The sequence below is a fragment of the Allobosea sp. 2RAB26 genome (genome assembly GCF_052115465.1).
Lineage (GTDB): Bacteria > Pseudomonadota > Alphaproteobacteria > Rhizobiales > Beijerinckiaceae > Allobosea.
On sequence record NZ_JBFRGS010000019.1, the window covers coordinates 44,894 to 61,291 of the forward strand.

Annotated in this window: 20 protein-coding genes; 9 read left to right on the plus strand and 11 right to left on the minus strand. The window is 64.3% G+C overall.

What is annotated here, in order from left to right:
• Nucleotides 1-176: 176 nt before the first annotated feature.
• The 3 genes from AB4118_RS27935 to AB4118_RS27945 form a co-directional block, all read right to left on the minus strand.
• Nucleotides 177-428, minus strand: a complete 252-nt coding sequence (locus AB4118_RS27935; protein ID WP_441492809.1) for a hypothetical protein — start codon at nucleotides 426-428, stop codon at nucleotides 177-179.
• Between the two features lie 155 nt (nucleotides 429-583).
• A complete protein-coding gene (gene maiA / locus AB4118_RS27940; RefSeq protein ID WP_441492810.1) occupies nucleotides 584-1,219 on the minus strand; it encodes a maleylacetoacetate isomerase in 636 nt (211 codons plus the stop codon).
• 137 nt (nucleotides 1,220-1,356) lie between these two features.
• Entirely contained in the window at nucleotides 1,357-1,893 is a 537-nt protein-coding gene (locus AB4118_RS27945; RefSeq protein ID WP_441492811.1) for a MarR family winged helix-turn-helix transcriptional regulator, read from the minus strand.
• A 95-nt stretch (nucleotides 1,894-1,988) separates the two neighbouring features.
• Between AB4118_RS27945 and AB4118_RS27950 the strand changes: the two genes are divergently transcribed.
• Both AB4118_RS27950 and AB4118_RS27955 read left to right on the plus strand, forming a co-directional pair.
• The gene (locus tag AB4118_RS27950; protein ID WP_441492812.1) at nucleotides 1,989-2,933 is read left to right on the plus strand and encodes an alpha/beta fold hydrolase; all 945 of its coding nucleotides are present in this window, start codon (nucleotides 1,989-1,991) and stop codon (nucleotides 2,931-2,933) included.
• 52 nt (nucleotides 2,934-2,985) lie between these two features.
• Complete coding sequence (locus AB4118_RS27955) at nucleotides 2,986-4,191, plus strand: ABC transporter substrate-binding protein (RefSeq protein ID WP_441492813.1); 1,206 nt, start codon at nucleotides 2,986-2,988, stop codon at nucleotides 4,189-4,191.
• A 131-nt stretch (nucleotides 4,192-4,322) separates the two neighbouring features.
• On the opposite strand, the gene AB4118_RS27960 is transcribed toward AB4118_RS27955, so the two are convergent.
• Genes AB4118_RS27960 through AB4118_RS27975 form a run of 4 tightly spaced genes read right to left on the minus strand, consistent with a single transcriptional unit; the run spans nucleotide 4,323 to nucleotide 6,918 of the window.
• Nucleotides 4,323-4,964 (minus strand): CDP-alcohol phosphatidyltransferase family protein, encoded by a 642-nt coding sequence (locus AB4118_RS27960; protein ID WP_441492814.1) that lies wholly within the window; start codon nucleotides 4,962-4,964, stop codon nucleotides 4,323-4,325.
• Nucleotides 4,965-4,967: 3 nt separating this feature from the next.
• The gene (locus AB4118_RS27965; RefSeq protein ID WP_441492815.1) at nucleotides 4,968-5,357 is read right to left on the minus strand and encodes a hypothetical protein; all 390 of its coding nucleotides are present in this window, start codon (nucleotides 5,355-5,357) and stop codon (nucleotides 4,968-4,970) included.
• Nucleotides 5,354-6,304 carry a phosphatidate cytidylyltransferase gene (locus AB4118_RS27970; RefSeq protein ID WP_441492816.1) on the minus strand — a complete coding sequence of 317 codons (951 nt, stop codon included), beginning with the start codon at nucleotides 6,302-6,304 and terminating at the stop codon, nucleotides 5,354-5,356. The genes AB4118_RS27965 and AB4118_RS27970 overlap by 4 nt, the downstream gene beginning before the upstream one ends.
• Nucleotides 6,301-6,918 (minus strand): lysophospholipid acyltransferase family protein, encoded by a 618-nt coding sequence (locus AB4118_RS27975; protein ID WP_441492817.1) that lies wholly within the window; start codon nucleotides 6,916-6,918, stop codon nucleotides 6,301-6,303. The genes AB4118_RS27970 and AB4118_RS27975 overlap by 4 nt, the downstream gene beginning before the upstream one ends.
• A 277-nt stretch (nucleotides 6,919-7,195) precedes the next feature.
• On the opposite strand from AB4118_RS27975, the gene AB4118_RS27980 reads away from it, so the two are divergent.
• Complete coding sequence (locus tag AB4118_RS27980; RefSeq protein WP_441492818.1) at nucleotides 7,196-7,870, plus strand: hypothetical protein; 675 nt, start codon at nucleotides 7,196-7,198, stop codon at nucleotides 7,868-7,870.
• A gap of 587 nt (nucleotides 7,871-8,457) precedes the next feature.
• Here AB4118_RS27980 and AB4118_RS27985 read toward each other — a convergent pair.
• Nucleotides 8,458-9,441: an AraC-like ligand-binding domain-containing protein gene (locus tag AB4118_RS27985; protein WP_441492819.1), complete on the minus strand. Its 984-nt coding sequence runs from the start codon at nucleotides 9,439-9,441 to the stop codon at nucleotides 8,458-8,460.
• Between the two features lie 112 nt (nucleotides 9,442-9,553).
• On the opposite strand from AB4118_RS27985, the gene AB4118_RS27990 reads away from it, so the two are divergent.
• Both AB4118_RS27990 and AB4118_RS27995 read left to right on the plus strand, forming a co-directional pair.
• Nucleotides 9,554-11,299: a putative bifunctional diguanylate cyclase/phosphodiesterase gene (locus AB4118_RS27990; protein ID WP_441492820.1), complete on the plus strand. Its 1,746-nt coding sequence runs from the start codon at nucleotides 9,554-9,556 to the stop codon at nucleotides 11,297-11,299.
• Between the two features lie 346 nt (nucleotides 11,300-11,645).
• Complete coding sequence (locus AB4118_RS27995) at nucleotides 11,646-12,074, plus strand: peroxiredoxin (protein ID WP_441492871.1); 429 nt, start codon at nucleotides 11,646-11,648, stop codon at nucleotides 12,072-12,074.
• 156 nt (nucleotides 12,075-12,230) lie between these two features.
• On the opposite strand, the gene AB4118_RS28000 is transcribed toward AB4118_RS27995, so the two are convergent.
• Complete coding sequence (locus AB4118_RS28000) at nucleotides 12,231-12,914, minus strand: helix-turn-helix domain-containing protein (protein ID WP_441492821.1); 684 nt, start codon at nucleotides 12,912-12,914, stop codon at nucleotides 12,231-12,233.
• 130 nt (nucleotides 12,915-13,044) lie between these two features.
• Between AB4118_RS28000 and AB4118_RS28005 the strand changes: the two genes are divergently transcribed.
• The 4 genes from AB4118_RS28005 to AB4118_RS28020 all read left to right on the plus strand — a co-directional run bounded on the left by AB4118_RS28005 (nucleotide 13,045) and on the right by AB4118_RS28020 (nucleotide 15,531).
• The gene (locus AB4118_RS28005) at nucleotides 13,045-13,416 is read left to right on the plus strand and encodes a hypothetical protein (RefSeq protein WP_441492822.1); all 372 of its coding nucleotides are present in this window, start codon (nucleotides 13,045-13,047) and stop codon (nucleotides 13,414-13,416) included.
• Nucleotides 13,413-14,036, plus strand: a complete 624-nt coding sequence (locus tag AB4118_RS28010) for a helix-turn-helix domain-containing protein (protein WP_441492823.1) — start codon at nucleotides 13,413-13,415, stop codon at nucleotides 14,034-14,036. The genes AB4118_RS28005 and AB4118_RS28010 overlap by 4 nt, the downstream gene beginning before the upstream one ends.
• On the plus strand, nucleotides 14,033-14,908 hold the full coding sequence (locus AB4118_RS28015; RefSeq protein WP_441492824.1) for a YdaU family protein: 876 nt from the start codon (nucleotides 14,033-14,035) through the stop codon (nucleotides 14,906-14,908). The genes AB4118_RS28010 and AB4118_RS28015 overlap by 4 nt, the downstream gene beginning before the upstream one ends.
• 95 nt (nucleotides 14,909-15,003) lie before the next feature.
• Complete coding sequence (locus AB4118_RS28020) at nucleotides 15,004-15,531, plus strand: hypothetical protein (RefSeq protein WP_441492825.1); 528 nt, start codon at nucleotides 15,004-15,006, stop codon at nucleotides 15,529-15,531.
• A gap of 183 nt (nucleotides 15,532-15,714) precedes the next feature.
• On the opposite strand, the gene AB4118_RS28025 is transcribed toward AB4118_RS28020, so the two are convergent.
• Nucleotides 15,715-15,996, minus strand: a complete 282-nt coding sequence (locus AB4118_RS28025; protein ID WP_441492826.1) for an addiction module antidote protein — start codon at nucleotides 15,994-15,996, stop codon at nucleotides 15,715-15,717.
• Between the two features lie 3 nt (nucleotides 15,997-15,999).
• On the minus strand, nucleotides 16,000-16,290 hold the full coding sequence (locus AB4118_RS28030) for a type II toxin-antitoxin system RelE/ParE family toxin (protein ID WP_441492827.1): 291 nt from the start codon (nucleotides 16,288-16,290) through the stop codon (nucleotides 16,000-16,002).
• Nucleotides 16,291-16,398: the final 108 nt, after the last annotated feature.

Consider the following 16,398-nt stretch of genomic DNA (forward strand, 5'->3'; position numbering starts at 1 on the left):
GTTTCAACCGCTGCGAGCATATCGGAGGCGCGGGGCCCATGCAGCCGTCATCGTGGCTAAAGCGTCGGCAGGGCCGAAGCATCGGCCGGAAAAGTGGATTGCGGTTTTCGGGGCAAAGCCGATGCAATCACGGTTGGTTAGATCATCGGACCGGATACGATATCCGGACCGATGATCTAAGGCCGATAGGCGAGATCGCGACATCTGATCGTGCCGTCCGCAGCGATCCGGACTGCGCCGATCGCTTGCTCCCGCCCCGTCACCGGATCGCGATAGACCATGCGACTGCAGGCCGAGGCAGTGTCGGCGGTGTCGGCCCCGAAGATGCGCAAGAGCACCACGCTGATCCACATGGCTGCTGCGGCGAGGACCCCCAGGGCGCGCCTCAGCGACGAGCCCGGCCGCAAGGGTGAAGGGATATCCGGCATAGGCGCTCCGACGTTGCGTGAGCCTGCCGGATAGGTCGCGTTTGTGGCCCCAGTGCCGAACGGATGTTGCTGGAGTGTTTCCGTTTGTATCCCTGAGCGCATCCTCCGCATCTGGCGCAGGGCGGAACTGGCGCCTTGACGATATGTCGGGCCAGCTACTCGGCATCGCCCTGCATCGACGGGTGGGCACTCCTGAAGGCAGGGTGCTCGTTGCACAATCGCTCGACCCGCAGGATGCGCGTGCAATGGTCGATCGGCACCTGGAAACGCCGCGCTGCGTAGAGCTGGGGCAGCAGGTAGATATCCGCCAGGCCGGGCAGGGGGCCGAAGCAATAACCCTCGTCGCCAATCAGCGCCTCGACGGCGCCGAGCCCCTGTCCGATCCAGGTGGCGATCCAGGCCGCAACCTCCGGTTCGGCCTGCCCAAGATTCTGCCTGAGATAGGACAGCGGCGCGACGTTGTGGAGGGGATGAATGTCACAGCCGATGATCGCTGCGACGGCCCGGACCTTCGCACGCAAGACCGGGTCGCGCGGGAGGAGCGCCGGAGCCGGACAGGTCTCCTCGAGATATTCGATGATGGCGGGCGATTGGGTCAGGATGGTGCCGTCGTCGAGTTCCAGTGCCGGCAACCGGCCTTGCGGGTTGAGCGCGCGATAGCTCGCGCCATGTTGCTCTCCGCCGTTCCGGACGAGATGAACGAAGCGCGGCGTGACCTCCAGCCCCTTGAGCGCGAGCGCAATGCGAACGCGGTATGACGAGGTGGACCGCCAATAGGTATAGAGTTTCATCCTGCCTCCCCTCGACGCGGAACTACGACGGCCGGGCCGCCATTGAAACCCAAGTGATGCGAGCCCGCTGTGCCTGCCCAGGACTTTGAGGATGACCGCGTTGCGATCGTCGCAAAAGCTGGCGGTAACGGGGGACGCTATAGCTCCGAAAGCGAACCCCAGTCCGGCACATGGGCGGCGAGCTTGTCGAGCAGCTGATCGAGTTGTCTTCGTTCTGGTTTGGACAGGCAGGACAGCATCGCCGCCTCGCGAAGTTTCAACGCCGGAATGTAGCGCTGATACAGGGCTCGGCCGGGATCGGTCAGGAAGAGCCGCTGACGTCGGCTGTCGGCTTCATCGGTCAGACGTCGGATCAGCCCCTTCTTCTCCAGCGCGATGGCCGCACGGCTGACGCCCGCCTTGAGATGACCCGAGAATTCGCAGAACTCGGCAGCGGTGATGCCTTCGCGGGAATGCAGCGCCAGCAGGATCACGATCTCGGGGCGCGTCAGGCCGAATTCGGCCTCGATCCGCCGGAATGACGGCTCGCGGTAGAAGTTCAGGATGTAACCGATCCTGTAGGCCGTTGGTATCTCGGTGCCTCCGAGCATCGCGCGCAGGCCCTCCTCGCTACCCACCCCGGCCACGTCCAGGTCCGTCGCTTCCAGGTCCGTCGCTTCTGAATTTCGTCTCATATGAGACTTTTTTGTTGCTGTCATGACATCGCAGTCGTAGCATTCCGGGCAATGAGAGGACTTGGCGATGCCGCCCAGTCCCGGGGGAGGATCGCATGGATATCCCGGTTCCCGCCAGCGCTCGCCCCACCGCGACAGGCGTGTCGTTCGGGCGAGCATTCTTCGCTGCAACCGGATCGCTGCCGATCTATGTCGACCATATCGCCGCGATAGCCGGGCCCAGGCGCTTGCCCGTCGTCATGGTCCATGGCGGCTGTCACACCGGCCAGTGCTATCTCGCGACGCCGGACGGGCGCCAGGGCTGGGCGACCCGCTTCGCGGCAGTGGGGCGCGACGTTTTCGTGGTGGACTGGCCCGGCCACGGCCGCTCGCCGGCGTGCGGGAATCTGGCGACCCTGTCGACCCGCGAGATCGCGCAATCCATTCTCGCCCTTGTGGAGATGGTGGGGCCGGCCGTCCTCCTGGTCCACTCCGCCAGCGGGCCGATGGCGTGGTGGATCGCGGAGCGGGCCCCTGGCGCGGTCGCGGCCGTGATCGGCGTTGCGCCGGGCGCGCCGGCCAACATCCTCCCCGTGCTGCCCGACGACCCGGAAGCGATTGCGAAGCTCAGGGACGATGTCAGCCTGGGCTGCCCTGTGATGCTGCCCGAGGACAGGCCGGTCGTGGTCGGCGAGGCGTTCATGCGGAGCTTCTGGGCCAACGCTCCGCGCTTTCCGCGTCAGGCCTTCGAGCAGTATCGGCTCTCGATTGTCCCGGAGAGCGCGCGGCTGTTCAACGAGCGCTTCAACATCGGCGGGCGCGGCTTGCAGATCGCGGACCCGGCCGCGCTGGCCCGGACGCCGATCCTGATCGTCACCGGTGATCACGATCCACGCCATCCGCGCGCGATCGACGAGGCGACCGCCCGCTATCTGGGGGCGGAGTTCCTGTGGCTGCCGGACGAGGGCATCTCCGGCAACGGCCACATGCCGATGATCGAGGACAACAGCGACGCCATCGCGGACCGGCTGCTTCTCTGGCTGGCCGGCCGGGAACTCTGAACCCCTGTTTCAAGCGAACCGCAGCAAGCGGACCAGTCCTGGGAGGACACTCATGAAGACGCTGCTACTGGCCGGAGCCCTGACCGCATTCGCCTGCACGACCGCCGCCGAGGCGCAGGTGAGCGACGATGTCGTCAAGATCGGCGTCCTGACCGACATGGCCGGAGTGACGGCCGATATCACCGGCAAAGGCTCGGTCGTCGCGGCCGAGATGGCGGTCAAGGAGTTCGGCGGAACCGTCCTCGGCAAGCCGATCCAGATCGTCACGGCCGACCATCAGCACAAGGCGGATGTCGGCACCACGGTCGCGCGGCAGTGGTTCGACATCGACAAGGTCGATGCGATCGTCGACGTGCCGAACTCGGCGGTGGCGCTGGCGGTGCAATCGCTGGCACGGGAGAAGAAGCGCATCGTGATGTATTCGGGTGCCGGGACGACGGCGCTGACCAACGAGCAATGCTCGCCTTACGGTTTCCACTGGACCTATGACACCTATGCCGTCTCGCGCGGCACTGCGTCGGCGGTCGTCAAGGCCGGGGGCAACACCTGGTTCATGCTGGCCTCCGACTACGCCTTCGGTCATCAGCTGCAGAAGGACGCGACCGACGTGGTCGAGGCCAATGGCGGCAAGGTGCTCGGCGCGGTTCGTCATCCCCTGAACAATGCCGATTTCTCCTCGTTCCTGCTCCGGGCCCAGGCCTCCGGCGCGAAGGTGATCGGCATCGCCAACGCCGGCAACGACACGGTCAATGCCATCAAGCAGGCCGGCGAGTTCGGTCTGGCCGAGCAAGGCCAGTCTCTCGCGGCATTGATCTTTTTCCTGCAGGACGTCCACAGCCTGGGGCTGAAGGCGACGCAGGGCACGTATCTGACCACGGCGTCCTACTGGGACATCGATGACGCCTCGCGCGCCTGGTCGAAGCAGTTCATGGAGCGGACCGGGATGATGCCCTCGATGCTGCATGCCGGCGTCTACGGCTCCGTCCGGCATTACCTCAAGGCCATCAACGAGGCCGGCACCGACGATCCCGACAAGGTCGCCGCCGCGATGAAGGCGATGCCGATCAACGACGCTTTCACGAAGGGGGCGACGATCCGCGCAGATGGCCGCGTGCTGCGCGAGATGTATCTCGCCCGTGTCAAGAAGCCGGCGGATTCCAAGGGGCCGTGGGATTATTTCGAGATCGTGCGAACGATTGCGCCGGAAGAAACCGTCTGGCCGCTCTCCCAGAGCAAGTGCCCGCTGCTTCCGAAATAGCTGCGGCGGCCCGGCGACTGAAGGTACCTCCATTGTAATGGAGACGATGCACGGGCCTTACCAGCCGGTATCGTCCCGCTTCGGTCGTCGGGGAATGTCGGGGAGGGCGTCGAGCGAGATCCTGAGCGCGCTCAGCGCGCGCGCAAGGCCCGGACCACATTTGCAGCCCGCCGCAGCGTGGTCACGGCAGCGCCAGCCGCGATGAGCCAGAGAGCGAAGACCAGGACCTCGTTATGGCCGCGCCAAAGCGGCTCGAGCAGGGACAGCACGGCCGCCGCGGTGATCACCGCCATGCGGTGCTGCTTGGCCATCGGGCCCGAGAAATCGGCCGGCAGCCTACACGCGCGACCGAGCTCGCGCGTGTAGGCGGTCAGCACCGCGAGGGCGGCCGCCGCCCAGCCCAGGGCCGGTACGCCGGCCCCGTAGCCGGCGCCGACGAGAATGAGGATATCGGCGACGCGATCCGGGAACTCGTTCCAGAACGGTCCGTCGGGGGCCTGCTTGCCGCCTTCGATCGCCACCATGCCGTCGAAGAGGTTGCAGAGCAGCCTGAGCTGGCAGAACAGGGCAGCCGCCAGGAGCAGGGCTGCGCGCAACCCGGTATCCGCCAGGCCCGCACGCCAGAAGCCGGCGCCGGCAAAGGCCGCCATCGCCATGCTCGCCATCGAGATCTGGTTCGGCGTGATCGCAGCCGCGCTCAGCCTGCGCGCGATCGAGCGGGCCCAGCCCGAATCCCGGCTCGCGAGCGGGCGGCGATTATCGTCCTGCGCCACGGTTCAGGCCTTCCTGCTGCGCCAGAGCGAGACATTGTAGAGCGCCGCATAGCTGGTCGCGACGGTCCACGGCACCGCGATCGTCCTGGCGATTTCCGGCGTGCCACCAAGCGTATGGATCACGGTGAGCAGGCTCGCGGAGACAAGCCCGGCGATCAGGGGCGGCGCCAGGAGGGCCGCGAGGCCGGAGAAGCGCCTGGCCAGTTCCTCGATGCCGCGTTTCAGGAGCAGCGTGATGAGCGCCGACAGCGCGCCCTGGATCAACCCGGCCTGGAGCGGCGCCGGCATCGGATGGGCGCGGTTGGCGAAAGCCGCCCAGCTCCCCATCGCGACGAAGGCGAAGGCGATATGCACGAGGCTGCTTCGCATCAGGCTGGTGACGGGGAGGGTCATGTGGTCGACCACCCCCAGCGGACCAGATGAAAGAAGATCGGAGCCGAGAACACCACGGAATCGAGCCGGTCGATGAACCCGCCATGGCCGGCGATCAGGTGGCCCCAATCCTTGACGCCGCGATCGCGCTTGATCGCCGACATGACGAGCCCGCCGAAGAAGCCCATCAGGACGATGACGAGCGACAGGAACGCCGCCTGGAGCAGCGTGAACGGTGTCATCCAGGACAGGGCCGCGCCCACGGCCACCGCGCTGAGCCCGCCGCCAACAAAACCCTCGACCGTCTTCGAAGGCGACAGGTTCGGCGCGATCCTGGTGCGGCCGAGAAGTTTGCCCCAGACATATTGCAGGACATCGCTCATCTGCACGACGATGACGAGATAGGCGATCAGGAGCACGTTGCGCTCCTCGAAGCCGGGAATGTCGAGGCTCAGCAGCGCCGGCACATGCGACGTGCAGAAGACGCAGATCATCAGCGCCCACTGCACTTCGGCGATGCGCACGAGAAAATCGTCGGTATCACCGCGCAGCGCGGCGATAATCGGCATCAGCAGGAAGGCGTAGACCGGGATCAGGATCGAGAAGAGGCCGTACCAGTCGATCCAGATGAGATAATATTGCAGCGGCAGCACGACGAAGAAGGCAACGGCCAGCGCCCAGTGGTCGGCGCGGTGCGTGGTGGTCAGCGTGATGAATTCACGGAAGGCCGCGAAAGAACAGAAGGCGAAGAGCAAGGTCACGCCGGCCTTGCCGCCGATCAGCGCCAGCCCCATCAGCACGATCATGACCCACCAGGCACGGATCCGGTGGTTCAGGTTCTCGATCACGGCATGCGAGCCATCGGGCGACAGCCTGCGCTCCAGCACGTAGCCGATCGCCGAGGCGACGACGAGCACGCAGAGCAGGCCGGCGAGCACGGCCACCAGATCGGGATGCGGCATCGTCATGGCGCGCCGGCCTTCGGAGAGAGGGCGAGCAGGGCCGTTTCCGCCCGCGCCAAAAAATCCCTTTTGGTCTCGCCCTGGGCGATCTGGAGCGCGGCCCCGAAGGTGACCGTGCAGATCAGGGGTATCGGCACGAACTCGCCCTTCGGCATGACGCGGTTGAGATTGTCGATCCATACCGGCACGAGGACGATCTCCGGCCGGGCGCGCGCCAGGTGGAAGAGCCCGCTCTTGAAGGGCAGGAGCGGGGCAGGGGTGCTGTTGCGCGTGCCTTCCGGGAAGACGATCAGGGAGGAGCCGGCATCGAGCGCATCCGTCATCTGGCTGATCGGGTCGTTCGTCCGGCTCGGACGCTCGCGGTCGATCAGGACGGCGTTGAAGACATCGCAGCCGATGAAGCGCCGAAGGCGGCTTTTCAGCCAGTAGTCGCTCCCGGCGACCGGCCGGCTCGCCAGGCGCAGGCGGCGCGGCAGCACCGTCCAGATCAGGACGAAATCGCCATGGCTCGCGTGGTTGGCGAAGTAGATCCGCTGCTCGTCGGTCGGCGCCACGCCGTGCCATTGTCCGCGGACCGCGGTCAGGAAGCGGGCAAACAGCAGAATGAGCGTGCCTGCCAAGCTTATCCCAGCTCCGCGCATCTCAATTCCCAACCACGTCTTCGTGCTGACGTAGCGCTCAATCGCGCCCCTGTCGACGGCCGGCTTCGATCGGGCGGAGCTGCCGCGCGCTCGCCAAGGCCCGCGAAGGGACATCTCACCACAGGGTTGGGCGCAATCAGGAAGCCGCGCGATTGCTTCGGGATTCGTGCCGACGTCGGCTACCGTCATGGATTGTCCGGAGCCTGATCCATGATCTGGCAAAATCCCCTGCAATGCCGGCACGGATGGATCCCGCATGGCACCTGACGTGAGCAAGACTCCTCGCCGCGGCACCACGGGTCTGCGCCAGTTTCTGGATCTCGAGGAGCAGCGCAATTGGATCGAGGGCACGGCCGACTTGCGCGACGCCGACGAGCGCTCGGATTCCCTCGAACTGCGGTTCAAGCACGTCACGCGATTTCAAAAGCTGCTTCGTCGCCCGCAGGCACAGGACGTTCTGGAGATTCTCAGGCTCTACGGCCAGAACTGCATCCCCATCCCGCGCAAGACCGAGCGTCGCTACTGGTCGGTGTCTTGTCTGCCGTCGACATCCGACAAGCCGCTGGTCCGCGTCAACGCGAGCTGGATGGAGCTTTTCACGCTCTATGCGGACGGCGAGGGCATCCGTGCGAGATTTTTGGTGCATCTTTCGGATTTCGCCACGGACCAATCTCCCGCACAGGGCCATGTGGACGAATTTTTCCTCGAACACTGCGTCACGACGCCAGACGATGTCAGCTATTTCGTCCCGCGTGGCGCGGACATGTTCGGCATCAATGTGCGGGGCTCCGCCTCGATCCGCAGTTTCCTTGCGGCGCGCCGCGTCCTGGCTGCCATTCGAACCTTCAATGTGACGCACATGAACCGAGGTCGGAACGCCTACCAGGCGAGCCACTGCTACAGCCTGGCGGATTGCATGCTGGCAGGTTGAGTGGCGCTCGGAGGGCCGCCAGCCTGGCGAGGCGATCGGATCGCTCCGACGTTGCGGCCGGCCTCGCGCGGGCTGATGGCGACAGGCTGACCAGCCGAGCGGCCGCTCCTCGGCGGCGCAAGCCAGGCCCGAGCCACGGCCACGCCATGAGAACGAAGGCAAGGTGGGACGTCGAAATGGCATCGCGGCTCTGCCAGCCTCCTTCGTCGACCTGGCGTTTGCGCAGTGGCTGGTGTCGGCTCAGGCCGCGCGTTCCCAATGAATCGGAGATGGCCCGAACCGTGCGGGCTCAGCATGGAGCGGCGAGCCTCCGCTTCCGGATGATCATCCGGCGTCCGTAGCTGGCGCGAGGTTGACGGGCCGCTGCGATGCGAGCGCAACGACCGAGATGGGTGGTTTGCTGAAGTTGATGGGGAGCCGATCGAGTGTCGTCATTGCGCCCAACTTCGGACATGCGGTGCCTGCCCAAAACCTGACATCGTCCAAGCGTCAACGACAGGGCCCCTCACGACAGAGGCCGTGCAAAAACGCGGTTGCACCGTTTTCCAGAACAGCGGCCGGTTTTTCGCAGGGGGCGATGGCGCGCATCACGTAACGTCGGTTGTCTTCGACTGACGTGCCTCGCTCAACGAGCGGCGATATTCGCTCGGCAACCGGCCAAACGCTGCCCTGAATTTCCGGCCGAAATGGGTCATGTCCGAGAACCCCCAGCTGTAAGCGATATCACTCACTGTCCGGTGTGATTGTGCAGGGTCTTCGAGGGCTTTCCTACAGCGCGCCAGCCGCCTCTCCTGGACGACCCGCGAGATCGACGTGTTTTCATCTGCCAGCGCGGCATTGGCGTAGCGCAAGCTCACACCGGCCGCAGCTGCGACCGATCCCAGATCGATCTGCGGTTCATGCAGGCGCGCTTCAATCGCGGCGCGTACTTTCAGGCGGACCAGCGAACGAGCCGACGAAGCGCGCTGCGCTTGTTCTCCGCCGACTTTTCCCAGCGACAGCGCGATCAAATCCAGTGTCTGGCTCCTGACGGTTTCTTCCGCCACTGGGCTTAGGCGGTCAAGGAACGTCGGCAGCGCTGCCAAAAATGCCGAGGTCAATCCGATCTCAGCCTCAACCGGCCGAAGGGTGCGGGCAGCCGCCGCCCGTATGGGGCCTATGCGCGCTTCCAACTGCTGCCTCGGTACTTTGACCACCAGCAGTTGAGAGCCGGCAGAGAACTCCCCCGTATAGGGCAAGCATGGATCGAGGAGCGTCATGTCACCTGGGTCAAGCAAGGCATCCCTACCCTCTTGCTCCAGCATCAACCGACCTGCTGCTTGGCGACAGATCAGGATCTCATCAGAATTCGCATTCGCGGCGTGGGCGGCACTGTGAACCACGGCCATCGCCGCATTGCTGAATTCGACGAAGCCGAGGTCGGCGAGGGCGCCCGACCGAAGCTCCGCATGAAATTCCGGCCGGCAGCGCGGCCTGGAATCGTGATGGGTCACGTTCTGGCAGGCGACGCTGTGCCAGTAGTCGAACCGGTCGCGACGCGGAACGTCCGCCGTCGAGAATACCAACTTCATTTCAGCCTCCCAGCCTGGAAGCACGGCCGATCATCAGTGCCCACCCAGCCGATCACCAGACGCATGAGTCGAATAAGGTTCATGAAATCACAAACATGGCGATGGCTCCAATATGGATAAAATCTACAAATCCGATTTTGGCGATCTAATACTTCCGGTATTGTCGCGTGACCAGCGCGACGGTGAGCATGATCAACTCACCTACAAAGTGGATCTAAATAGCCTCCTCGACCTGTCGAGAGATGGGATACTCGTTGGCGATCTGACCGATAGGGATTGCCCACTGATATATGTTGACCCAGCGTTTGAGCGCATAACTGGGTATACAAAGAACGAAGTAATTGGGAAAAATTGTCGCTACCTTCAAGGAGGAGACCGCCTCCAGGCAGAAATCGAATATCTGCGTACGGCGATCGATAATCGTATTAGTGTTTGCGCAACATTTCGTAATTATCGCAAAGATGGAGAAATGTTCTGGAATGAACTTAGGCTTACGCCAATCAATTTTTATAATGGTCAACCAACCCATTACCTAGGGTTGATGCGCGACGTAACAGTGCGTAAGCGCGCGTTGGATCGCGTCGAGCACAGTGCACGCATCGATCTTTTGACCGGCGCGCTCAACCGCGATGCATTCGCGGACGAACTTACTCGCCTCGCAAGAGAGAAATCCGAGCCGATCCTTGTCACCAAGCTCGATGTTGCGGGATTTCATGACATCAACTCGGGCTATGGTTACGATGCCGGCGATGAGGTGTTGGCGCAGATTGCCGAACGCATACGGAGCGTGGGCTTCGCCATCATTTCACGAACGGGATGCAATGAATTCGCGATCGCGCAGCCGCTAGGGCACCCGAATAACACGCTAGAGACGATCAATTTGATCCGCTCCGCTTTGGCGTCAGACTTTCTCGTGTCGGGAGCGACAATCAACATTCGCTTTGCCATTGGCTTCGTCGTCGGCGTTTCGACTTTGGACACGACGAAGTTGATGCACCAGGCCGACTTAGCCCTGCGACGTTCCAAGTCCAGCAATTTTCTTGAGGTGTCCGAGTTCAAAGCCGAGGATGAGATGCGCAGCCGCAATCGCATCCGGATGACTAGCGAGATGCAACAGGCGCTGGCAAACGACGAGTTCGGATTTCAATATCAACCCAAGATTGATCTCTCGACAGGGGCCATTGCGGGGGCCGAGGCCTTGCTACGCTGGCGTCACGGCCTGTTCGGCACGCAACTGCCGGGTAGCTTCATCGCCCATGCCGAGGACACGGGGCTTATCCTCGAGATCAGCAGGCGCGGGCTACGCGCTGCGGCAGACTTCGCCGCCCGGATAAATCAGGGGCGTAGCCGTGCGCTCAATCTCTCAATCAATGTGTCAGCCATCGAGTTCAGACATCGCGATATGCCTTCATTCGTGAACGAGATTATTTCGGCGAGCGGCGTCGATCCTCGCTGGATCACGCTTGAACTCACGGAAAGCAAGATGGCGGAGACCTCGCCCGCGATGATAGCCATCATGACCCGACTGCGAAAGCTCGGCGTTGGCCTCTCGATCGATGATTTCGGAACCGGCTACGCCAATCTGCGCTATTTGGAGGAGTTTCCCATCACCGAACTCAAAATCGATCGCAGCTTCATCCGCAGCCTTGGGCAAAGCCGATCGAAAACGATTATCGTCGAAGCGATTGTTCGTCTCTCCGATGAACTGGGCTTCCAGATCGTCGCAGAAGGCATAGAGACGCACGAGGAATGCGCGCGGCTGAGAGATTTGGGATGCCACTTTGGCCAGGGTTTCCTGTTCGGCAAGGCGATCGATCCGGAGGCCTTCGCGGAAGTCGTCGCGCAAACGGTGGCATGAGCGCAACTCGATTCGAGCCGAGCTGCCAGAGGGCAGAGTCCGAGAAGGGCCAGCCCTTCGCGTTGGCCTCGCGCCCAAACCGACCGCCCGGAAGCGGACATTCTGGTGGCCACACCTCGACTTTCGGACAGTGCGCCGCGAATGTCCGTATTGGGTCGACTCCGGAAATAGCGATGACGCGCCGCCTATGTCTCGGTGGGAATCGGACATCCGGCATGCGATGGAATCGGCCAGGATCAAAATCTGACCGAGGCAATCAATGTCCCTAAGCTCTCGTCTGGTCGGCATTCGGATGCCCGCGGTCGCTCTGCGTTCAACAACGGGACGAAAGGTCGATCTGGCGTAACTGCCTGGAGGACGCACGGTGATCTATTGTTACCCTCGGACGAGTGAACCGGGGACGCCTGCGCCTACTGGCTGGGATGTCATTCCCGGCGCTCGAGGCTGTACCCCGCAGGCCTGCGCATTTCGTGACCATCATGACGATATGGCTCGCGCTGGAGCGACCGTGTTCGGTCTCAGCACCCAAGCAACCTCCTATCAGCAAGAGATGGCGACACGTCTGCACCTACCCTTTGAAGTGCTGAGCGATGAGGACTTCCAGTTGACGGATGCGCTGTCGCTTCCAACTTTCGTCGCGGACGGAATGCGCCTCATTGAGCGGTTGACCTTGGTCGTCAAGGACGGAGCGATCGAACACGTCTTGCATCCGGTAACCAGGCCCGAAAAGAGTGCGGAAGACACGCTTGAATGGCTGTCAGAGCATCAGGTTTAGTTTCGCTTTGGGGCGGGAACCGAAGTCAGGCGAGACCTTTGGCAACGTCTGCTTCCGGGTCTTGCATGGGGCCGCTTGTTGCGCGATCGGGAACACTCCAACGGCAAAGGCCAGGAGCAGGAAGCCACGTCGCTCCGGCTGCAGGGCCACCCGAACCTAAACCCCCAGCAGCTCGTCATAGGGAATGATCCGCAGCATCTGCTTCACCCGCATGGCGTCGAAGCGGAGTTCCTTCGGCGGGTTGTATTGGGAGACGACGATCGTCTTTGCGCCGCGGGAGACCAGGGTCTTGACGTAGACGGGGCCCGGCTCGCCATCCTCGTCGGAATAGAGCTCGAGCAAAACCTCGTCGCCGATCTCGGGGCGGCGGCCGTCCTCGTCGGCATAGATCTTCTTTCCCGCGCGGTAGAGCGGGTACATGCTGTTGGTGATCAGGTTGACCGCGAAGGCGCGCTTGCGCCCGGCCAGCGCCGGCGGCCGCGTCGTGCGCTCCAGCACATCGCCGTTCAGCCGGAAATCGCCGTCCTCCTCGCTGCCGCCGACCGCCGTGCCCATCACGGGCAGGTCGCGCGCGCCGCCGAGCGGCTTCAAAAGCTCCGGCTGGCCGGCGATCGCGGCATTGGGCTCGGGCTCGTCATCGCCCGCCATCAGGGCGCCGTCCAGGATCAGGTGCTTCAGCCCGACGGCCGCCAGCACGCTGGTCAGATGCTTCGAGCGCCGCGTCTGGCCGTCCTCGATCTTCTTGATCGCGACCTGGGAGACGCCGATGCGCCGCGCCAGCTCGGCCTGGGACCAGCCAAGCGAATTGCGGGCATCCTTGATGAGCGGGCCGAGTTCCATAGGGCAATCAATAACTTAGGATATCGAGAACGTCTCGATAACTTTTGTGATTGACTAATCATAACTTAAGTTATCAATATGCGGCATGAACCCAGCCGCTCACCCAACCTCAACCCTCCCAGCCACGCCGGTGGCGCCAGCGACGCCCGTCGTCTCCACCACGCCTGCCGATCTCATCCCGCCGCGCGATCTCCTGCGTCGTGAGATCGACCGGGCCGGTTCCGAAGCCAGGCTCGCGGCTGCCGTCGGCTGTTCGCAGGTGGCGATTAACAAGGCCAAGCGCGCCGCTTCAGTCTCGCCCTGGATGGCGCTTCGGCTCGAGGCCGCGACCGGCGTTTCGCGCCAGCATTGGCGGCCCGATCTCTGGCCGGCCGACGGCGTGCCCTCTACGCCGCCGGAGCCCGCGGCGCCCTGCACCCGTGCGCAGCCTGGCCGCATCGCCCGGTTTCGCCCGCCATGCGAGGCGCAACTGGCTTTCCCGCTGGACAGGGGGCACCGATGACCGCTCTCCCGATCAAGGGCTATGCCAGGGAGTATGGCAGCGCCGAAGAGATGCTGGCAGCCTATCGCGCCAGGCAGGCCCTGCCGTGGAAACAGGCGGCCAAGCCGGAGGAGCCGGCGCCGGTCGTGGTGGCCGCACGGCCGGAGCGCGAAACCCGCGCAAAGCCCACGACAGGCGCCTGCGAGGCCGTCACCAGCGAGGCGGGTAAGTCGCAGGACGAGGCCCGGCCCGGCGCCGTGCCCTGGGCCGTGGTGCGCAAGCAATACCGTCTGCACCATGCCAGCACGCCGCTGCGCGGGAAGATGCAGGCCGGCGCGATCATCGCGGCCGTCGCTGCCGAGACCGGCATCGCCATCGATGCGCTCAAAGGCGAGCAGCGCGTCGCCCGCATTGCCGGGGCGCGACGGCTCGCGATCTGGCGGGTGGCTGATGAGACCGAATTGTCGCTCTCCGAGATCGGGCGGCTGTTCCACCGCGACCACACCACCATTCTTCACGCCATTCGCGTCACCAATCAGCGCCGCGGCGCGGATGTGCGGGGCTATGGCGGGGTTCCCGTTGCTCGGACCGAGGGCAAGAAACCTGTGAAGCGGGCGCCCGAGCGCGGAGGTAGGCGATGAGCCGGGCCTGGATGCCGCTCTATGTCGCCGATTATCTCGCCGATACCGGCCATCTCAGCGCGGCCGAGCATGGCGGCTATCTCCTGCTGATCATGCATTACTGGCAAAATGGCGGGCTCCCCACCGAGGACCGCCGGCTTGCCCGCATCGCCCGGATGTCTCCGGCGGAATGGGGCGCGAGCTGTGACACGCTGGCCGACCTCTTCGCCGAGGGCTGGGTCCATAAGCGCATCGATGCGGAGCTGAAGGCCGCCGCCGATGTCAGCGGGAAGGCACGGGCCAAGGCCGTCAAGCGCTGGCAGGTCCATGCTGCGGCAGATGCCGGGGCAGATGCCGGAGCACTGCCGGGGCATATGCCGGAGGCATGCCAATCACAATCACAATCACAATCACATAAACAATCACCCCCAGTCCCCAAGAGGACTGGGCGCGCCAGGGCGCTCCCTGAGCACCGGGAGATCGAGGCTGCGTTCGGCGCCGTGCTCTCGCCGGAGCAGGCTCAGGCCGTCATCGCCCATCGCCGGACGCTGAAAAAGCCGCTGACGCTGCATGCGGCCAAGCTGCTGGCGAGCCAGCTCGCCCTGGCCGCCGAGCCGGACCGGGCCGCCGACCTGATGATCCTGCGGGGCTGGCAGGGTTTTGCGCCGGAATGGGGCGTCAATGCCGGGCTCGCGCTTGCAGCCCAGCCGGGCCAGTCCGGGAGCGATGCCGGGGCCGGCGTCCGGATCTCGCCGATCGACGATCCCGAGGCCTGGGATGCCTGGCGGCAGGCGAGGGGCGGCAGGCCGCTTCCGACCGACAGGACCGGCTGCTGGACCGTGCCCAGCCGGCTTCCCCCGACCACCCCGCAAGCAAGCGAGCCAACAGCATGACCGAGACACAAAACCCGCCGGCGGGCGTCGCCGCACGGGCCGCACCAAGCCCCCAAACCCCAGCAGAGCAAACCCCAGCAGAGAAAGACGAGACGATGGCACGCGCAGGACGCAAACCCCGCACGGATGTCGGCCGCTACCGCAATGGCCGGATCAGGAATGCCGAGCGGGGCGAGCGCCCCGAGAAGATCATGGCGGTGGCGCTGGCGCAGCCGCACCGCAAGGGGAATGCCTCGCCGATGGCCGGCTATGCCTTTGGCCGGATGTTTCTGGGCGGGATGATCGACCGGCGCCAGTTCGAGGCGGCCGAGACGGTGACGCGCCGCTTCGTGCGCTATCATCGCCACATCACCGACAGCCTCCCAAAGCTGCCGAGCATGGTCGCCGAGCTGGTCGCGGGCACGACAGGCGAGGGGCCTGAACTCGACGTCGAGACAGTCGCCAAAATCCGCTCGGAGTATCGCGAGCTGCAGGACGCGCTGGCCGATTCCGGCCTGCACCATGACGGCAACGCCATCCTGATGCGGGTCTGCGTGCTCGACCGCGACATCACCGACCACGCGACCATGGGCATTTTCCGCTGCGCGCTGAACGTGATCGCGCATCGGCTGCGCTTGAGCTGATGCCGTAATTTGTGATGGCGATAGCGCCCGGACCAGCGATGGCCGGGCGCTTCTTCGTTTCAGGTACAACGAGGATGCTGCCGCCCCTCGCAGACGCGTCCCGCTGGCGTCTGCTTCAGCCCACAACCATCCCCGACAGGTTTACGGGGCAAGCCGGCATCGCGCCGGCCTTGCCGGTTCCGTTCACGCTGCAACCCGCAGCTTCAACCCGAGCGCCTTCATCACGCCCATCAGGGTTGAAAGGCGAGGGTCTCCCTTCTCGCTGAGCGCGCGATACAGGGCTTCGCGCGTCACGCCCGCATCCTTCGCCACCTGGGTCATGCCGCGCGCCCTCGCGACCTCGCCAAGGGCCTTGGCAAGAAACGCGGGGTCATCCTCCTCGAGGGCGGCCTCGATATAGGCGAGCTGCTGCTCAGGGGTCTTGAGATGCTCCTGGATGTCGAAGCGGGTCGTTTCTAGGGGCATGTCTCAGGCCTCCTGTGCCATGCGCTTTGCCTTGGCGATATCCGCCGATTGGCTGCTCTTGTCGCCGCCGCACAGCAGGACAACGATCGTCCTGCCCTGCTGGATGAAATAGACGCGGTACCCCGGCCCATAGCTGATCCGCATTTCGCTGACGCCTTCGCCGACCGGCTTGACGTCGCCAAAATTGCCGTCCTCCATCCGTTGGATGCGCGTCGCAATTCGCAGCTGAGTGTTGGTGTCGCGCAAGGCCCCGAGCCAGCTGGAGAAGATCCTGGTCTGGCGGACTTCGAACATTCGTAACTTATAAGTTACGAAGCGATGAGCGTCAACGGATCGGGAAACAGAGCCTGCAGTCCCGCCGCGAGCGAGGCGAGCGACCCGACAGGATCATGGCGGCGGCGA